The organism is Bradyrhizobium sp. 31Argb, assembly GCF_043638955.1.
Lineage (GTDB): Bacteria > Pseudomonadota > Alphaproteobacteria > Rhizobiales > Xanthobacteraceae > Bradyrhizobium.
In genome coordinates, this window is record NZ_JBEGDB010000070.1 from 17,143 (window position 1) to 31,845 (window position 14,703).

Annotated in this window: 13 protein-coding genes; 8 read left to right on the forward strand and 5 right to left on the reverse strand. The window is 63.0% G+C overall.

Annotated elements, in window-relative coordinates; all coding sequences use genetic code 11:
- Positions 1-158: 158 nt before the first annotated feature.
- Both AAFX91_RS16125 and AAFX91_RS16130 read right to left on the reverse strand, forming a co-directional pair.
- Positions 159-2,459: a TonB-dependent receptor gene (locus tag AAFX91_RS16125; protein WP_394567106.1), complete on the reverse strand. Its 2,301-nt coding sequence runs from the start codon at positions 2,457-2,459 to the stop codon at positions 159-161.
- 195 nt (positions 2,460-2,654) lie between these two features.
- Positions 2,655-3,032, reverse strand: coding sequence for a DUF2946 family protein (locus tag AAFX91_RS16130; protein ID WP_130581170.1), 378 nt, complete (start codon positions 3,030-3,032; stop codon positions 2,655-2,657).
- 303 nt (positions 3,033-3,335) lie between these two features.
- On the opposite strand from AAFX91_RS16130, the gene AAFX91_RS16135 reads away from it, so the two are divergent.
- From AAFX91_RS16135 to AAFX91_RS16165, 7 genes are all read left to right on the forward strand, one after another.
- Positions 3,336-4,154 (forward strand): chromate resistance protein ChrB domain-containing protein, encoded by an 819-nt coding sequence (locus AAFX91_RS16135; protein WP_394567107.1) that lies wholly within the window; start codon positions 3,336-3,338, stop codon positions 4,152-4,154.
- On the forward strand, positions 4,151-5,542 hold the full coding sequence (gene chrA, locus AAFX91_RS16140; RefSeq protein ID WP_394567108.1) for a chromate efflux transporter: 1,392 nt from the start codon (positions 4,151-4,153) through the stop codon (positions 5,540-5,542). Before AAFX91_RS16135 ends, chrA begins: the two co-directional genes overlap by 4 nt.
- 68 nt (positions 5,543-5,610) lie before the next feature.
- Positions 5,611-5,841, forward strand: a complete 231-nt coding sequence (locus AAFX91_RS16145) for a PepSY domain-containing protein (RefSeq protein ID WP_130581167.1) — start codon at positions 5,611-5,613, stop codon at positions 5,839-5,841.
- A gap of 69 nt (positions 5,842-5,910) precedes the next feature.
- A complete protein-coding gene (locus AAFX91_RS16150) occupies positions 5,911-6,855 on the forward strand; it encodes a DUF1259 domain-containing protein (RefSeq protein WP_394567109.1) in 945 nt (314 codons plus the stop codon).
- Between the two features lie 43 nt (positions 6,856-6,898).
- Positions 6,899-7,639, forward strand: a complete 741-nt coding sequence (locus AAFX91_RS16155; protein WP_394567110.1) for an ABC transporter ATP-binding protein — start codon at positions 6,899-6,901, stop codon at positions 7,637-7,639.
- Entirely contained in the window at positions 7,626-8,999 is a 1,374-nt protein-coding gene (locus AAFX91_RS16160; RefSeq protein ID WP_394567111.1) for an ABC transporter permease, read from the forward strand. Before AAFX91_RS16155 ends, AAFX91_RS16160 begins: the two co-directional genes overlap by 14 nt.
- Positions 8,996-9,718: a hypothetical protein gene (locus AAFX91_RS16165; RefSeq protein WP_394567112.1), complete on the forward strand. Its 723-nt coding sequence runs from the start codon at positions 8,996-8,998 to the stop codon at positions 9,716-9,718. Before AAFX91_RS16160 ends, AAFX91_RS16165 begins: the two co-directional genes overlap by 4 nt.
- Before the next feature lie 68 nt (positions 9,719-9,786).
- On the opposite strand, the gene AAFX91_RS16170 is transcribed toward AAFX91_RS16165, so the two are convergent.
- Positions 9,787-9,939: a hypothetical protein gene (locus AAFX91_RS16170; protein WP_165421303.1), complete on the reverse strand. Its 153-nt coding sequence runs from the start codon at positions 9,937-9,939 to the stop codon at positions 9,787-9,789.
- Between the two features lie 309 nt (positions 9,940-10,248).
- Between AAFX91_RS16170 and AAFX91_RS16175 the strand changes: the two genes are divergently transcribed.
- Entirely contained in the window at positions 10,249-11,847 is a 1,599-nt protein-coding gene (locus AAFX91_RS16175; RefSeq protein WP_394567113.1) for a GMC family oxidoreductase, read from the forward strand.
- A gap of 18 nt (positions 11,848-11,865) precedes the next feature.
- Here the strand turns inward: AAFX91_RS16175 and AAFX91_RS16180 are convergent, their stop codons facing one another.
- Positions 11,866-13,137: a cytochrome P450 gene (locus AAFX91_RS16180; RefSeq protein WP_394567114.1), complete on the reverse strand. Its 1,272-nt coding sequence runs from the start codon at positions 13,135-13,137 to the stop codon at positions 11,866-11,868.
- A gap of 582 nt (positions 13,138-13,719) precedes the next feature.
- Positions 13,720-14,361 (reverse strand): transposase, encoded by a 642-nt coding sequence (locus AAFX91_RS16185; protein ID WP_394567115.1) that lies wholly within the window; start codon positions 14,359-14,361, stop codon positions 13,720-13,722.
- Positions 14,362-14,703 lie beyond the last annotated feature (342 nt).

Sequence of the window (14,703 nt, forward strand, 5' to 3'; positions counted from 1 at the left end):
CTCCATCCCGGCTCCATTGCCGGGTTCAAGACCAGGATCGAACCACAAATCTGGGGCGTCAATCGGGAGAGGCGGTCAACAAGACGTGCGCTGGCGGTTCGTCCCTGAAACGCATCGGCGACGCGGAAAGCCGCATCGCCGATGGCCTCGCCAAGGATTCAGAAACTGACCGTCAATCGGCCGTTGATCGAGCGCCCCGGCCCTTTGACATTGTAGCCGTAGGCTGCCGACGACCCCATCATCGAGACCACCCTGTAGTCGACCAGATCGGCGCCGCCGAGCGGCAGGTAGTAGGTCTGATCGAACAAATTGTCGACGCCGAGATCGATCCGGACGTGCTGCCATTGGTAGCCGGTGCGGAGATTGACCAGCGCATAGGAAGGCGTCGTCAGTTCGTTGTGAACCTGGCTGACCTGATCCTTGGAGCCAACGAGCTGCAGTTCGATGCCGTTGGTCCAGCCACCAATGACGTGATCGAGCGCAAGCTTCGCGTTGATCGGCATCACGTGGTAGAGGTCGATGCCGTCCTGCCGCTGGCCACGCACATAGCCGACCGTTCCGCGCAGCTCGCCCCGGCCGTAGCTCGCATTGTCCCACAAAGCGAGACGGCCTTCGAGGTTCACGCCATACAATGTGGCGTCGTGGTTGGCGAAACGCAGATAGACGAAGCCACTGCTGGCCGTGAGGTTATCCGGATTGTTTGCAAGGCAACTGCCGGTCACGCAGCGATCGACGTCGATATAGTCCTGGACGTAGCTCGCATAGGCGGTGACGCTGAAGCTCCAGATCTTGTGCGCCGGATCGTGCCAACCGGCGGTGAAGCTGACCGTGTGCGCCTTTTCCGGCTTCAGGTCCAGATTGCCAACATAGCCATTGCCGTCTCCGAACCACCCGATCATCTGCATGGCCATGGCGTTGGTCGACCAGGCATAGCGTTCGTAGAGGTTCGGCGAGCGCGTCTTGCGCGCAAAGCCGAGTTCGTAATGGCTGGACTGATCGGGTTCATAGCGCACCAGGGCGGAGCCGTCGAAATGAACGTCGGTCCGAGCCCGGTCCTGGGCGTTGAATGCGGTGGCATCCGCGCCATACATCATCGCATTGTAGCCATGGACGTCGCCGGCGTTCATCCACACGACGTCGTTGCGCAAGCCGACGATCGTGGTCCAGTTGCGGTCCCAGTGCCGCTCCCATTCGGCGAAGGTGCCGACGCGGTCCCGCTGGCCGCCATTGATGTTGATGAAGGTGTTCGGTCCCATCATCATCGAGCCGGCAACGGGATTCCACCAGTCGTCAATCCGGTTGAGCGTCAGCTCGTTGCCGACCCGCAGCAGGTCGATGTTGGATGCCGCAAACGTGGCTTTCACGGCGTATCCGCCATCGATACCATCGGTGTCCATCGGCATGTTGCCGGTCTTGTCCGGCGCAATGAAGCCCATCGTGTGCCGGATCTGATGGACGAAGGCGCTGGCCTCGAGCTTGCCCCAGTCGAAGTCTCCTTCGTAACGGCCGTTGGCGTACAGGCCACGGTTGTAGACCATGTCCATGTACTGGTTGACGTAGCCCTGATAGGGGATGAACTGGCCGCCGACCTGGAACGTGAACAGGTTGCCAACGGTGCGCTTGGAAATGCTGAGCGCGTGGTTCTGGGTCTCATAGAGCGTCGATTTGATCGTGGTGCCGTCGCCCGCCTTGTAGTCGCCGGCGCGCACCCAGTCGCCGGTGTAGGTGACGCTGGTGTCGCGGTTGGCGAGCGTCGCGGTGGCGTCGACGCCGTAGGCATTGCCGTTGCTGCGGAAGAAGCCTGAGACGGTTGCGGTCGATAACCACCCGGACGGGTCATTCGCGAACACAGGAGGCGCGGTGGTGACATCGATGCGCGCCCCGATGTAGTCGCCGCCCGTGCTGACCGGCGCGATGCCGAGATAGGCCCGCATCTTGGCGATCATGGTGGGATTGACGAAAGACAGCGGCGGATTCATTTCGTTTGGGCATGCGGGGCTGATCAACATGCTGTTGATCGCGACCTGGATCCTGTCGGCGCCGAACCCGTTGATCGCGGGCAAGCTCGATACGCCGCCGGCGCCCCATACTGCGCCTCCCGGCAATTCAGTGACGAGCGAAGCCGAATCGCTGGTCGACAGGCCCCGATCGAACGCGGTCCGCGCCGTCACGGTTGCGTTGCCCGCAAGCTGCGGCGGATAGTCGAGCGGGCGCGGGGCTACCTCCGGGTGATGGGCCGCCGCGGGACTCGTCGGACGGCGCGCGTTCGATCGTTGATGCACGGAATTTCGTCGATGCGGTGCGGCAACGTCGACCGGGGGAAGCGTATGGGCCGTCTGCGCAGCGACGCTCGTTACGGCTGGCGGCGCCAGTGTGATGGTGGCGGTCAGCGCCGATGAAATGAGGGCACTGGACAGGTAGAGAGTGGATCGGCCGAGGCCGGACGAAGGCTTGCTCATGATGATAGGACTCGATGTGGCGCAGCATCGCCGCGCATAAGGGTGACGCCCCTGCCCGGCGATCAGGCCGGACAGGCAAACGAAATCGGGACATGCCTTCGCGCGCCGTCGAGGACAGCGATCGAACGGTCATGCTGGTTGAAGGAAAAGGCGTCGGGCTTCGATGGATTGTCGAAGCGGTGCCGCCGGCTCGCCTTACGAAATGGAAGGCGGTGCTCGCGCCTGCGTATTGGAGCCTGCGCGGGAGGCTACATGGGTCTGTCGGCGCGCGTGCCAGACCATCCGGACCGACTGCCGATATGGCGTCGCGAACGCGATGGCCTGCGGCGCATCAAATGACGCATTTGCCTGAGCCGCGCAGCAAATTAGACAAGCGATGCCATGCGCGCGTTGGCTGGTATCCCGATCGGCGCTCGCTGCCGACGCAGTTGAATCGCTGTGACAGATTTCAGCAAAGCCGACCGGGTCGGAAATGGCGATGGCCGCGGCCCAGCAGGTCGCGATCGGCGCCAGAATCTGCACCGCCAGCGCGATCAGAACGATCGGAAGAAATCTTTGCAATCGCTGCCGCATCAGCCCACCCGACTAAGTTCCTAGCACCCGAGGGTTTGAGTGTCGAGATAAGGCGGTTCAACCAGGCCGTTTCTTCATCGCGAACTTGTCCTGTCGCAAACTCGGCCAAGAGATAGCTTTGACGGGAGAAGCGCGGAACCGATCGGAACCATCCGATCAACGATCCGTCAGGATTGCCGACGCATCGCGGCGTCGATTGACATGGCCGGCAGCAAGGAGTTTATTTCGCTTTACGGGGATTAGGCGATCTCCCCGCGAGGCGACATGCCCAAGTATCGCGTCCTTAATGATGAGGGACGCAGCATGTCTTCATACACATCCATTTCCCCTGATAAGCTTTCGCGACTGATCGGCACCGCCGGTGCGCCTGTTCTGATCGACGTCCGCCTCGATGACGACTTCGCGGCGGACCCGCGCCTGATCCCGGGCGCGACCCGCCGCTCGCATCTCGATACCAACGACTGGGCACGAGAGCTGGCCGGACGGTCGGCCATCGTCATCTGCAACAAGGGCGAGAAACTCAGCGAAGGCGCCGCCGCCTGGCTCCGCCACAACGGCATCGCGGCGGAGATCCTGGAAGGCGGCCATCTCGCCTGGAAACAGGCGGAGCTGCCGACCGTGCCCGCCGACAGGATTCCGCAGCATGACGGGCGCGGGCGCACCGTCTGGGTAACGCGATCGCGGCCGAAGATCGATCGCATCGCCTGCCCCTGGCTGATCCGTCGTTTCGTCGATCCGGCCGCGGTCTTCCTGTTCGTCGCGCCTGCGGAAGTCGTCGCGGTGGCCGAGCGCTTCGCCGCCACGCCATTCGACATCGAGAACGTGTTCTGGAGCCACCGCGGCGAACTCTGCACGTTCGACGTGATGGTGGAGGAGTTCGGCCTGTCAACGCCCGCACTGGAGCGGCTGGCCGTCATGGTGCGCGGGGCCGATACCGCGCGCCTTGATCTTTCTCCGGAGGCGCCGGGCCTGCTCGCGGTCTCGCTCGGCCTGTCGCGCATGTACGACGACGACCTCGAGCAGCTCAACGCCGGTCTTCTTCTCTACGATGCCTTCTATCGCTGGTGCCGCGACGCGACCAAGGAGACCCATAACTGGCCGACCAGCAAGGTGAAGCCATGACCGCGCTCACCGCAGGCCAGAAAGCCGCTTCGCGCGAGGAGGCGCACGGCATCGCCTTTTCTGACGCGCTCGCGGTCTGGCTGCGCGTCGCGATCTTGAGCTTCGGCGGCCCGGCCGGGCAGATCGCGGTGATGCATCGCATCCTCGTCGAGGAGAAGAACTGGATTTCGGAAGCGCGCTTCCTGCATGCGCTCAATTACTGCATGCTGCTGCCCGGACCCGAGGCGCAGCAGCTTGCAACCTATATCGGCTGGCTCCTGCATCGGACCGTCGGCGGGATCGTGGCGGGAGGTCTGTTCATCCTGCCCGGCGTCATTGCCATCATGGCGCTGAGCTACATCTACGCCGCCTACGGCAATGTCGGCTTCGTCGAGGCGCTGTTCTTCGGCCTCAAGGCGGCCGTCCTCGCGATCGTGATCCAGGCGGTGGTCCGGATCGGCAAGCGCCCCCTTCGCAACCCGGTCATGATCGCAATCGCGGCGATCGCCTTCGTCGCGATCTTCTTCTTCGCCGCGCCGTTTCCCTTGATCGTCGTGGCTGCCGGCGTCATCGGCTACATCGGCGCCCGGCTCGGCAGGCCGGAATTTGCTGCTATCGAGCACGGCGGAAAGGATGCCGCCGTGCTCGACAGCCTACTCGACGAGATGGTCCCGGAGCACGTTCGGCCCAGCGCGTCCCGGGCGCTCCGCGTCGGCGCCATCTGGCTCGCGCTCTGGCTGGTTCCGGTCGCCGCGCTGCTCATTGGCCTCGGTCCGTCAAACGTCTTCAGCCAGATCGCGATCTTCTTCAGCAAGATGGCGATGGTGACGTTCGGCGGCGCCTATGCCGTGCTGGCCTATGTCGCGCAGCAGGCCGCCAACTATTATCATTGGGTCGAGCCTCGCGAGATGCTCGACGGCCTCGGCATGGCCGAGACGACGCCGGGACCGCTGATCATGGTCGTCCAGTTCGTCGGCTTCATGGCGGCATTCCGTGAGGCAGGCGGGCTGTCCCCGATGCTGGCGGGCACGCTCGGAGGATTGCTCGCGACCTGGGTCACGTTCACGCCCTGCTTCCTCTGGATCTTCCTCGGCGCTCCCTACATCGAGACCATGCGCGGCAACAAGGCGCTCGCCGGCGCACTCTCGGCGATCACCGCCGCGGTCGTCGGCGTCATCCTCAATCTCTCGATCTGGTTCGCGCTGCACACGATCTTCCGGCAGACTTTTCCGGTGCAAGGCTTCGGCCTCTTCTTCGATGCGCCGGCGCTGCGCAGCGTGGATTGGCCGGCGCTGGCGCTGTCGATCGCGGCCGCCACCGCGATCTTTCGTTTCAACATAGGGATGCTCGTCGTCCTCGCGGCGTCCTGCATCGCCGGCGTCCTGTTGCGCCTGACGGGCATCATCTGACCACGTGCGGAGGCCGGCAGGGATAACAGCGAACAACGGGCTGGAGGCACAACCTTGGAGCAAGGACCATGAGACGACTGATCTCCGGCGCCGCCCTTTGCCTGATGATGACGGGCGCGCTGTCGCCTGCCTATGCCCTGACGCAACAGGAACTCGTCGCGAAGCTCGAGTCCGCCGGCTATTCGCAGGTCGGTGAAATGAAATCGACCGCCGAAGGCATCGTCGTGAAGGCCGTCAAGGATGGCAAGGAAGTCCAGATCGTCGTCGACAGCAGCGGTCAAATCAAGGAGCGGCGGTAGAGCCGCGCACCGCGGCCGCAAGCCCAAGTATCCCGACTACACAAACTGCAACAAGAGGAGCCAATCCCCATGACCATGAAAACTCGCTTTGCCGCCATCGCCGCGGCCTTGCTGTTGCCGAGCTTTGCTGCGGCTCAGCCCGCCGATTGGAGCATCTTTGCGGAGCCGTTCATCTCGGAAGCTCACGCAGAGGCGATCGACTGGAAGAAGGTGGACGCAGCGCTCGGCAAGACCGCGACCGTCAGCGGCGAGGTCCATCGCTATGGCCTGCCGCGGTCCGATCTGCACGTCACCCTCGACGGCGTAACTATCAAGCCCGCGCTCGCGCTCGGCGGCTGGGTGGCCTTCGCCCCAATGGATGGTCAGGCGATGGTGATGGGCGATCTCGTCCTGCTCGAATCCGAGATCACGCCGGTCATGACGAAGCTCTTGAACAGCGGGCTGGACATCACGGCGGTCCACAACCACATCCTGCGCGCCTCGCCGGCGACGTTCTACATGCATGTCGCCGGGCACGGCGATCCGGCGAAGCTGGCTAGCGCGATCCACGAGGCGCTGTCGACCGGCAGCAAGACGCCGTTCGAGCCGCCGGCGACATCAGCCGGTCCGGCCCCCACCGTCGACCTCGACACTGCGAAGCTCGACGAGATCATGCACGCCAAGGGGAATGTCACCGGCGGCGTCGATCAGTTCACGATCCCGCGCCGCGAGCCGGCGACCGAAGCAGGCATGGCGGTCAGCCCCGCGATGGGCGGCGCCAACGGGATCAACTTCCAGCCGACCGGCGGCGGCAAGGCCGCCATCACCGGCGACTTCCTTGTCACCGGCGACGAGGTCAATCCGCTGATCCGAGCGCTGCGCGCCGGCGACATCGAAGTGACTGCGATCCACAGCCACATGCTCGACGAGCAGCCGCGGATGTTCTTCATCCATTTCTGGGCCAATGACGACGCGCTGAAGCTCGCCCGAGGCATCCGCGCCGCGCTCGACAAGACAGCCGTGGCGCAGAAGTGAGAACGGGGCCCATGGGTGCGCCCGCCGCGATTGGAGCGGGTCCATGATCTCCGCGGCCGCTACCGCTCACGATACGTCCCGCGAGCTCCTGCGCGTGGAAGACCTCGTTAAGCGGTATGGCCGGGAGGCGGCGGTCGCGCATGTCTCGTTTTCCGTCGCGACCGGGGAAATCCTTGGCATTGTCGGTCCGAACGGGGCCGGGAAGACGACCTTGCTGGAAGCGCTTGTGGGCCTGCTCGCGGCGGAGCAAGGTGCCGTGTTCTGGTGCGGAGAGGAATTGCCGCCGGCGCGGAGAAAGGAAGCGCTGTTCTATCTGCCCGACGGCATACGGCCCTATCAGGACCGGTTCGCGATCGACGTCATGACCTTCTTTGCGCGGGTCTACCGACGAACGGATGCACAGACGGCCGCAACGATCGCTGCCGTCGGATTGACGCCGGTCCTTGGCAAGCGCGTGCATGCGCTATCCAAGGGCTACAATCGCCGGCTGCTGTTGGGGATCGGCCTGCTGACACCGCACGACGTGCTGGTCATGGACGAACCGTTCGATGGCTTCGACATCAGGCAGACGCGAACCATCATCGACGTGATCCGCCAGGAAGCGGCGCGTGGACGCACCTTCATCCTCGCCATCCACCAGCTCGCGGACGCCGAGCGTGCCTGCGACCGCTTTCTGCTGCTAGCCGGAGGAAAGGTGCGCGGTGTCGGCACCCTCGGCGAATTGCGCGCGAAGACCGCGCTGGCGAGCAGTTCGCTGGAGGAGATTTTCCTTGCGCTCACCTGAACCATATCGCGCTCGCGAGGCGCCGCTCGCGCCGTTGCTCGCAAAGGAACTGGCCGAAATTGTCTGCGGCCGCGCGCTATGGACGATGCTACTCCTGGTCTGTCCATTGATCGGCTACAGCTTCGCTCAAGCCGTCTCGCTCTATGGCGAAGCGAGCGCATCGGCGCGGCAATCTCCGGTACTGGCGGCAAGCCTGTCGCCGCTCGACGGCGTCCTGGTGCCGACCTTCGGCGCGTTCTATGTCGCGGTCACGCTGCTGTTCCCATTCGTGGCGATCCGCGTGCTGGGTCAGGAGAAGGAATCGGGCGCGCTGCGCCTGTTGGTCCAATTGCCCTACCGATCCTCGACGCTCATTCTTGCCAAGCTGGGCGCCGTGCTCGTAGCCTGGACCCTGGTCAGCATCCCCACCGTTTCAGCACTCGCGATCTGGGCGATGATGGGCGGGCATCTTGCGGCGTCCGAGACCGTCAATCTCCTGTTCGGCCATCTGCTCTATGGCCTGCTCGTGGGCGCGATTGCACTATTTGCCGCGACCATTGCCGACAGCTCAGCCACTTCAGCCATCATTGCGCTGGCGGTGACGATCGGATCATGGGTGCTCGATTTCACCCTCGCCGGCCATTCCGGCCTCGCGGCCTTTGTCGCACAACTATCGCTGACGCAAGCGCTGCGCCCGTTCGAACAAGGCTTGCTCTCCGCCGGGCTGGTGCTCGGCGTGACCGGCGCAATCGCCGGCCTGTCCGCCCTCGCCTCCGTCTGGCTGCCGCCCGGCGTGCCAACACAAACCAAGTGCATGCGTTCCGTCCCATGCGTGCTCGCCACCTTGCTGGTGCTCGGTCTGGCGACGCAGATCAGGCAATCGGTCGATGTCACCGAGGACTGGCGAAACTCCTTCCCGGCTGCCGATGAGCGCCTGCTCGCCACGCTCCGATTGCCTCTGATCATCAAGGTCAATCTCGCACCCGAGGATCCACGCTACGCCGATCTGCAGCGCAACGTGCTGGCGAAGCTCGATCGCGCGATGCCGAACGTCTCGATCATCCTCGCCGGCAGCCATCGCGATGCCGCCAGCCAATCGGCCAACGATGCTTATGGCGAAATCGAATATTCCTACGGCGCCCGATCGGATATCAGCCGCTCGACCAGTCCGCGCGAAGTCCTGCCGCTGCTGTATGCCCTCGCTGGCGTGCAACCACCCGCGCCCGCTCGCGGTGATGAATATCCGGGCTATCCGCTGGTCGCCACGGCGGATGCGGCACTGTTCTGGTTCGTCGGCGGACTACCGCTGTTGATCGCGGGCGCGTGGTGGTGGAGCCGACGCCCGCCCGCCATATCACTGTTCAAAGGAGCTCAATCATGACCGTAGGAGGAAGCTTCAAGCCCGTCGCTGCGGCGATGATTCTCGCAGCGCTTGCGCTGCCGGCACTCGCTGGGCAGCCGACGAAAATCGACTTTGTCGACGAAACCATTGGCGCTGAGCCGAAATCGCTCGTACCGGTCGTCGGCATCTGGCGGATCGAGAACGACAGCGGCAACAAGGTGCTCGCGGTGGACGGCCGGCAGTGGAAGGAGGGAGAATCGTCTGCCGGAATCGCCGACAAGGCGCGCGCGCTTTATGGCGAGCGCTACGCGGAATTCCTCGACCGGGTCCAGGCCTATGCCTATTTCCCCTATGTGATCGCGCCCGACATCCAAGACTTCACCAATGGCGAGATCACAGTGCGCTTCCAGGGATTGTCCGGCCGCATCGATCAGGGTGCCGGAATCCTGTTCAACCTGAAGCCGAACGGCAACTACCTGACCGTCCGCGCCAATTGTCTGGAAAACAACCTCGTGCTCTGGAAGTTCGAGAACGGCAAGCGCTCGTCGGTCAAATGGGTGCGCAACACGCCGACCGCCACGCGCCAATGGCACGACCTCAAGGTCCGCATCATCGGCACAAAGGTCGAGGGCTATCTCGATGGCAAGCTCTATCTCGAGCACACATTGGCGCAGCCCGTCTCGGGCCGCGTTGGCCTGTGGTCGAAGGCCGATAGCCACGTACAATTCTCCGACTACACCGTCACGGCAGCCGACTGAGAAATGCGGTGAACGCGACAGACGAACGCATCATCGGCGGACGGAGGAGCGCGTTCCCATCAGGGAACCTAGGCGGCGACGCGACCGGCCTCCAACTGAAACTCCAAGTCCTCGATAAGCTGCGCCAACCGTTCGCGCGTAAACAGATCGGTCGGTTCCTGTGCCAGCCTTCGAGTTTGCGCAAGCTTCTGTTCCAACTCTTTACGCTCGCGGCGCAACATTTGGAGCTCCTTGCTATGTGGGCGAAGTTCGTCAAATTGATCAATAGAAGTTTACAACTTGTTAAAGCAGCGAGCGCCCCGCGTCGCGACGGATCGCGGCGATGGTGGTCACGCTGCTATTGCCCTTCGCCCCGTCATTGGCAGCAAATGCGTGCGTCGTAGACGTCTAATGGTGCGTTTGCCTGTGCGGGACACACTTCGGTGATGCCACTCATCGATAACAGCGGCGCTTCGGACTCCTGATAGAATTCGTCGGGAAGCGTTAGGTAAGCGCCATCCCATGATGGCGATCGTGCAAGAGGGAAGATGATGGCCAACGACCTCGCCGCGCGTGTTCAGGCCAATCAGCAGAAGCTGAGAGCTGAGTTGAAGTCCCACTATGACTTCATCATTTGCGGATCGGGGTCGTCAGGTTCGGTCGTCGCACGGCGTTTGGCGGAGAATGCCGACGTCAGCGTTCTCCTGCTTGAAGCCGGCGGCAGCGACGAGGTGCCCGACATCGTGGACCCATTGCGTTGGCCCGCCCTTCGCCGTGGCGAACACGATTGGTCTTTCAACGCGATGCCAAATCCGCGGTTGAACGGCCGCGCCATCCCGATGTCCATGGGCAAGGTGCTCGGTGGTGGATCCAGTATCAACGTGATGGTCTGGTCGCGCGGCCACAAAGCGGATTGGGATGACTTCGCGGCAGAAGCCGGTGATGACGGCTGGAACTATCAATCCGTGCTGCAGATCTATCGGCGCATCGAGGACTGGCACGGCGCACCGGATACGGCCCGCCGCGGGACGGGCGGGATGGTCTTCGTGCAGCCGGCGCCTGATCCGCATCCTCTCGCCGCCGCCATGCTCGAGGCCTTTGCGGCCGTCGGCCTTCCGACGTTTGAAGACCAGAATGGCGTGATGATGGAGGGGCATGGTGGTGCCGCCATCACCAACCTGTGCCTCCGCGATGGCCGACGGCAATCCATCTTCCGCTCCTATGTCTATCCCTTTATGGACCGCCCAAACCTCACGGTCCTGACGGGCGCGCTCGTCACTCATCTAACCCTGGCCGGCAAGCGAGTGACCGGCGTGGAGCTCGCGTATGCGGGTAAGGTGCGTCGCATCGGTGCCAGCGAGGTCGTGCTGTCGCTGGGCGCCGTTCACACGCCCAAGCTGCTCATGCAGTCCGGTATCGGCGACGAGGCCGAACTGAAACGCCTCGGCATTCCTCTTGTCCAGCATCTGCCCGGCGTTGGCCAGAACTTCCAGGATCACTTCATGGCGCCATGCGTCTGGGAAGCACCGGGGCCGATTGAACGCCGCAACAATTTGACGGAAGCGACCGCACTTTGGCGCAGTGACGCCGCGCTCGACGTGCCGGACCTGCAGACGCTCATGGTCGAGGCCCCCTATGCCAGTCCGCAGGTCGTCAAGGATCCGCTGCCGCCCGATAGCTGGTCGTTGACAAATGCGCTGCTGCACACCGCCAGCCGGGGCCGCATCCGCCTCACCGGACCCAATCCGGACGACCCCGTCGAGATCCATGCGAGCGGCCTCGACGATCCCGCCGATCTAAAGGCGCTGAAAACCTGCGTCGAGTTCTGCAGGGCTATCGGCAACTCGCCGGCCTTGCGACCTTTCACGAAAAGAGAACTCCTGCCGGGACCGGTCGACGATTCCGGACTGGAAACGTTCATCCGTAACGCGACGGTCAGCCACTCGCACCAAACCTGCACTGCCAAGATGGGTCGCGACGCCATGTCCGTGGTCGACCACGACTTGCGCGTTTACGGTCTCGATAATTTGCGGATCGCCGACGGATCGGTCCTGCCGCGCGTGACGACCGGCAACACGATGGCCCCTTGCGTCGTCATTGGCGAGCGCGCTGGCGAATTCCTGAAAGCCACTCACCGCCTCGGGCCATAGACGCGTTCCAGGCGTGCGCTATCTGGCAATCCGAACCGGCAGGGTCTCGTAGCCCTTGATGAAATTCGAATACACGCGCTTGGGTTCGCCGATCATCTCTATGCGCTCGAAGCGCTTCAGGATTTCTTCCCAGATGATCTTGAGCTGCAGCTCGGCTAGTCTGAGCCCGACGCAGCGGTGAATGCCAAAGCCGAACGACAGATGTCGGCGCGGCCGCTCGCGATCGATGATGAAGTCGTAAGGTTTCTCGATCACATCTTCGTCGCGATTGCCCGAGACGTACCACATGGCGACTTTGTCACCCTTCCTGATTTGCTTGCCGCGGAACCCGATGTCGGCAAGTGCCGTCCGCCGCATATGCGCAACCGGCGTCTGCCAGCGGATCACCTCCTGCACGAGACCATCGATCAAGGCAGGGTTGTTCCTGAGCTTCTTAAATTCAGCCGGATGCTGGTTGAGCGCATCGATGCTGCCCGACAAGGTATTGCGGGTGGTCTCGTTCCCGCCGACGATCAGGAGCAGCAGATTGCCGAGGAAGTTGCCCGGATTCACGTCGCGCGTGCCCTGGCTGTGCGCCAGTAGCGACAGCAGATCGCTCTTCGGCGGCTGATTGACGCGCGCTTCCCAGAGTCGGCTGAAATATCGCACGCATTCTCCGAGTTCAGCCTGCCGCTCGTCCTCGGTCGCGACGACGCCTCCAGGGCCCGGAATGGTCGTCGCGACGTCGGACCAGCGCGTCAGCTTGCGACGATCCTCCCAGGGGAAATCAAACAGCACGGCCAGCATCTGCGTCGTCAACTCGATCGAGACCCGGTCGACCCAGTCGAACACCTCATTGGTCGGCAGATTGTCGAAGCATTCGACTGAGCGCTCGCGGATGCCGATTGCGAACCGTTCGAGATGTGTTGACGTGAATACTGGAGCTATCGTCTTGCGCTGAGCGGTATGGCGCGGAGGATCCATGCTGATGAAGCTCTCGCGGCGCAGGTCGGGTGTCACGTCGACCAAGGTGATGCCGCCAAGCGCCGAGGCCGAGGAGAACACCGCATGATTGGTTTCGACATCGATGATGTCGTCGTATTTGGTGATGGACCAATACGGGCCGAACATGCTGTCGCTGGTGTAGTGGACAGGATCTTCCTTGCGCAGCCGGTCGAAGTAGGGCCAATGGGTATCGGAGCGGAACAGCTCCGGATCTCCAGGATCGAACTCTTCCAGCGGCAGCGAGAGAGCCCGCTGTCGGGCGCTGTCATCTCGGCTGTCTCGAATAGGATCGGGTGTCCTGCGCATAGCCGGCTCCTTGTCGATCGTTTCCTTTTTCTTCTGCGGAGCGTCTGATCTTCTGCGGAGTGTTTGATGGGCACGAATCAAATCCGTTTGTCTGCATCTCGCTATTCGCGCCGGTTTTCGTGATGCAATTCGTTGATGCGCAATTGCGCGTCACGGCTCGATGCTGCGCATCGCCCCGGAATGACGGTCTCCGTCATTGCGAGCGAAGCGAAGCAATCCACGCCTCCACAAGCGGTGCTATGGATTGCTTCGCTCTGCTCGCAATGACGATGTGGCGACTTTGGGTGCGACAAATCAACCCGACGGGCAAATCAGCCAAAAGTCTGTCCAGCCTTCGCACGAAAAATATTCCGCTTTCGCCGTCGGGCAAATCAGTGATTTAACTCCGCGCGTCTCACCCGAGAGAGGGGCGGCTCGCGATCGTCACGAACGTTGCGGTGAGATGCGGTGGACGTGATGCGTGCGACTGACGAGCGCGCGTAGTGCGGACGGCGAAGTCGTGTGGTCCTGGCGCCCCGACGCTGGCGCTAAGTCCTGGGGGATGGAAACATCCCTAAGGGTGACGGTGGCAAGAAAGCCCGGTCACCGGGGAGAGCACGAAGGAAGCCGTAACACCATCGCGCAGGGAAAGCCGGAATGCTTCGGTTGAACCTGTGGTCCTACCCCCGTGCTTTTTGTTGCACGGGACCCATGGGTGCAACCGGCACCCGGCTTTCCCTGCGCCCTCTGATTTCGAGAGGGTGGAAAGTGAAGCAAAGCTCGGACGCAACGCGCCGCGAGAATGCGGACTCGCATTTTTTTGTGACGCGGCAGCAGGCGATACCAATAATCCTTCTGGGCCGTGCGATGATAGATGAAACGATAGATTGACTCATGGCTGACGACCACGCGACCATGCTCCAGCGCCAGTCGGCCTGCGATCTGCTCTGGGGAATGTCCCATCGCAAGGCCTTTGCCCACGCGGTCCCGCAGGTCTGGCTGGCGCGCCAGCTTGAAGCGGCAATCCCATCGTCGCCGGCGCTCGGTCAGGTGTTGCGCCCGGACCGGCTCGTAGCCGCCCGCCCAAACCTTGGTCGGCCGGGAGTTGCGCCGCAGTTCCCGACTGATCGTCGACGGCGCCCGGCCAAGCGCAGACGCAATTTGGTTCTGAGATCTACCGCCTGCATGCAGGCGGTAGATCTCAACGCGCTCTTCAAGGCTGAGCTGGCCATAACACCGTCCCATCGCCACAACACCTTAGCAGGTGTTGCACTTGTGTCGTGAACCCAGGGGGCATCCAGTATCCGGGGGCTTCTCGGCTCAAGCACGACCGCCTCTGGAATACTGGATCGTCCGCCTTGGCGGACGATGACAACGGAGAGCTGTTTGACATTTGAATCAGCTGTAGGGTGGGCAAAGCGACTTGTCCGCCGTAGCTCAACGAGCGAAGGCGGAAGCGTGCCCACCATCGCGAGCACAGCGCTAGATGGTGGGCACGGCGCAAGTGCGCCTTTGCCCACCCTTCTGTAACGGGCCTGGATCAGTCAATCCCTTTTGCGTCATCCGCTCGCCGGGGTCTCGCTTCTG

Excerpts from the sequence above, each read along its gene's own strand:
- AAFX91_RS16130 (WP_130581170.1), bottom strand. The coding sequence starts at position 3,032 with ATGCGGCAGCGATTGCAAAGATTTCTTCCGATCGTTCTGATCGCGCTG.
- AAFX91_RS16155 (WP_394567110.1), top strand. The coding sequence starts at position 6,899 with ATGATCTCCGCGGCCGCTACCGCTCACGATACGTCCCGCGAGCTCCTG.
- chrA (WP_394567108.1), top strand. The coding sequence starts at position 4,151 with ATGACCGCGCTCACCGCAGGCCAGAAAGCCGCTTCGCGCGAGGAGGCG.
- AAFX91_RS16165 (WP_394567112.1), top strand. The coding sequence starts at position 8,996 with ATGACCGTAGGAGGAAGCTTCAAGCCCGTCGCTGCGGCGATGATTCTC.
- AAFX91_RS16125 (WP_394567106.1), bottom strand. The coding sequence starts at position 2,459 with ATGAGCAAGCCTTCGTCCGGCCTCGGCCGATCCACTCTCTACCTGTCC.
- AAFX91_RS16170 (WP_165421303.1), bottom strand. The coding sequence starts at position 9,939 with ATGTTGCGCCGCGAGCGTAAAGAGTTGGAACAGAAGCTTGCGCAAACT.
- AAFX91_RS16145 (WP_130581167.1), top strand. The coding sequence starts at position 5,611 with ATGAGACGACTGATCTCCGGCGCCGCCCTTTGCCTGATGATGACGGGC.
- AAFX91_RS16150 (WP_394567109.1), top strand. The coding sequence starts at position 5,911 with ATGACCATGAAAACTCGCTTTGCCGCCATCGCCGCGGCCTTGCTGTTG.
- AAFX91_RS16185 (WP_394567115.1), bottom strand. The coding sequence starts at position 14,361 with ATGGGACGGTGTTATGGCCAGCTCAGCCTTGAAGAGCGCGTTGAGATC.
- AAFX91_RS16135 (WP_394567107.1), top strand. The coding sequence starts at position 3,336 with ATGTCTTCATACACATCCATTTCCCCTGATAAGCTTTCGCGACTGATC.
- AAFX91_RS16175 (WP_394567113.1), top strand. The coding sequence starts at position 10,249 with ATGGCCAACGACCTCGCCGCGCGTGTTCAGGCCAATCAGCAGAAGCTG.
- AAFX91_RS16180 (WP_394567114.1), bottom strand. The coding sequence starts at position 13,137 with ATGCGCAGGACACCCGATCCTATTCGAGACAGCCGAGATGACAGCGCC.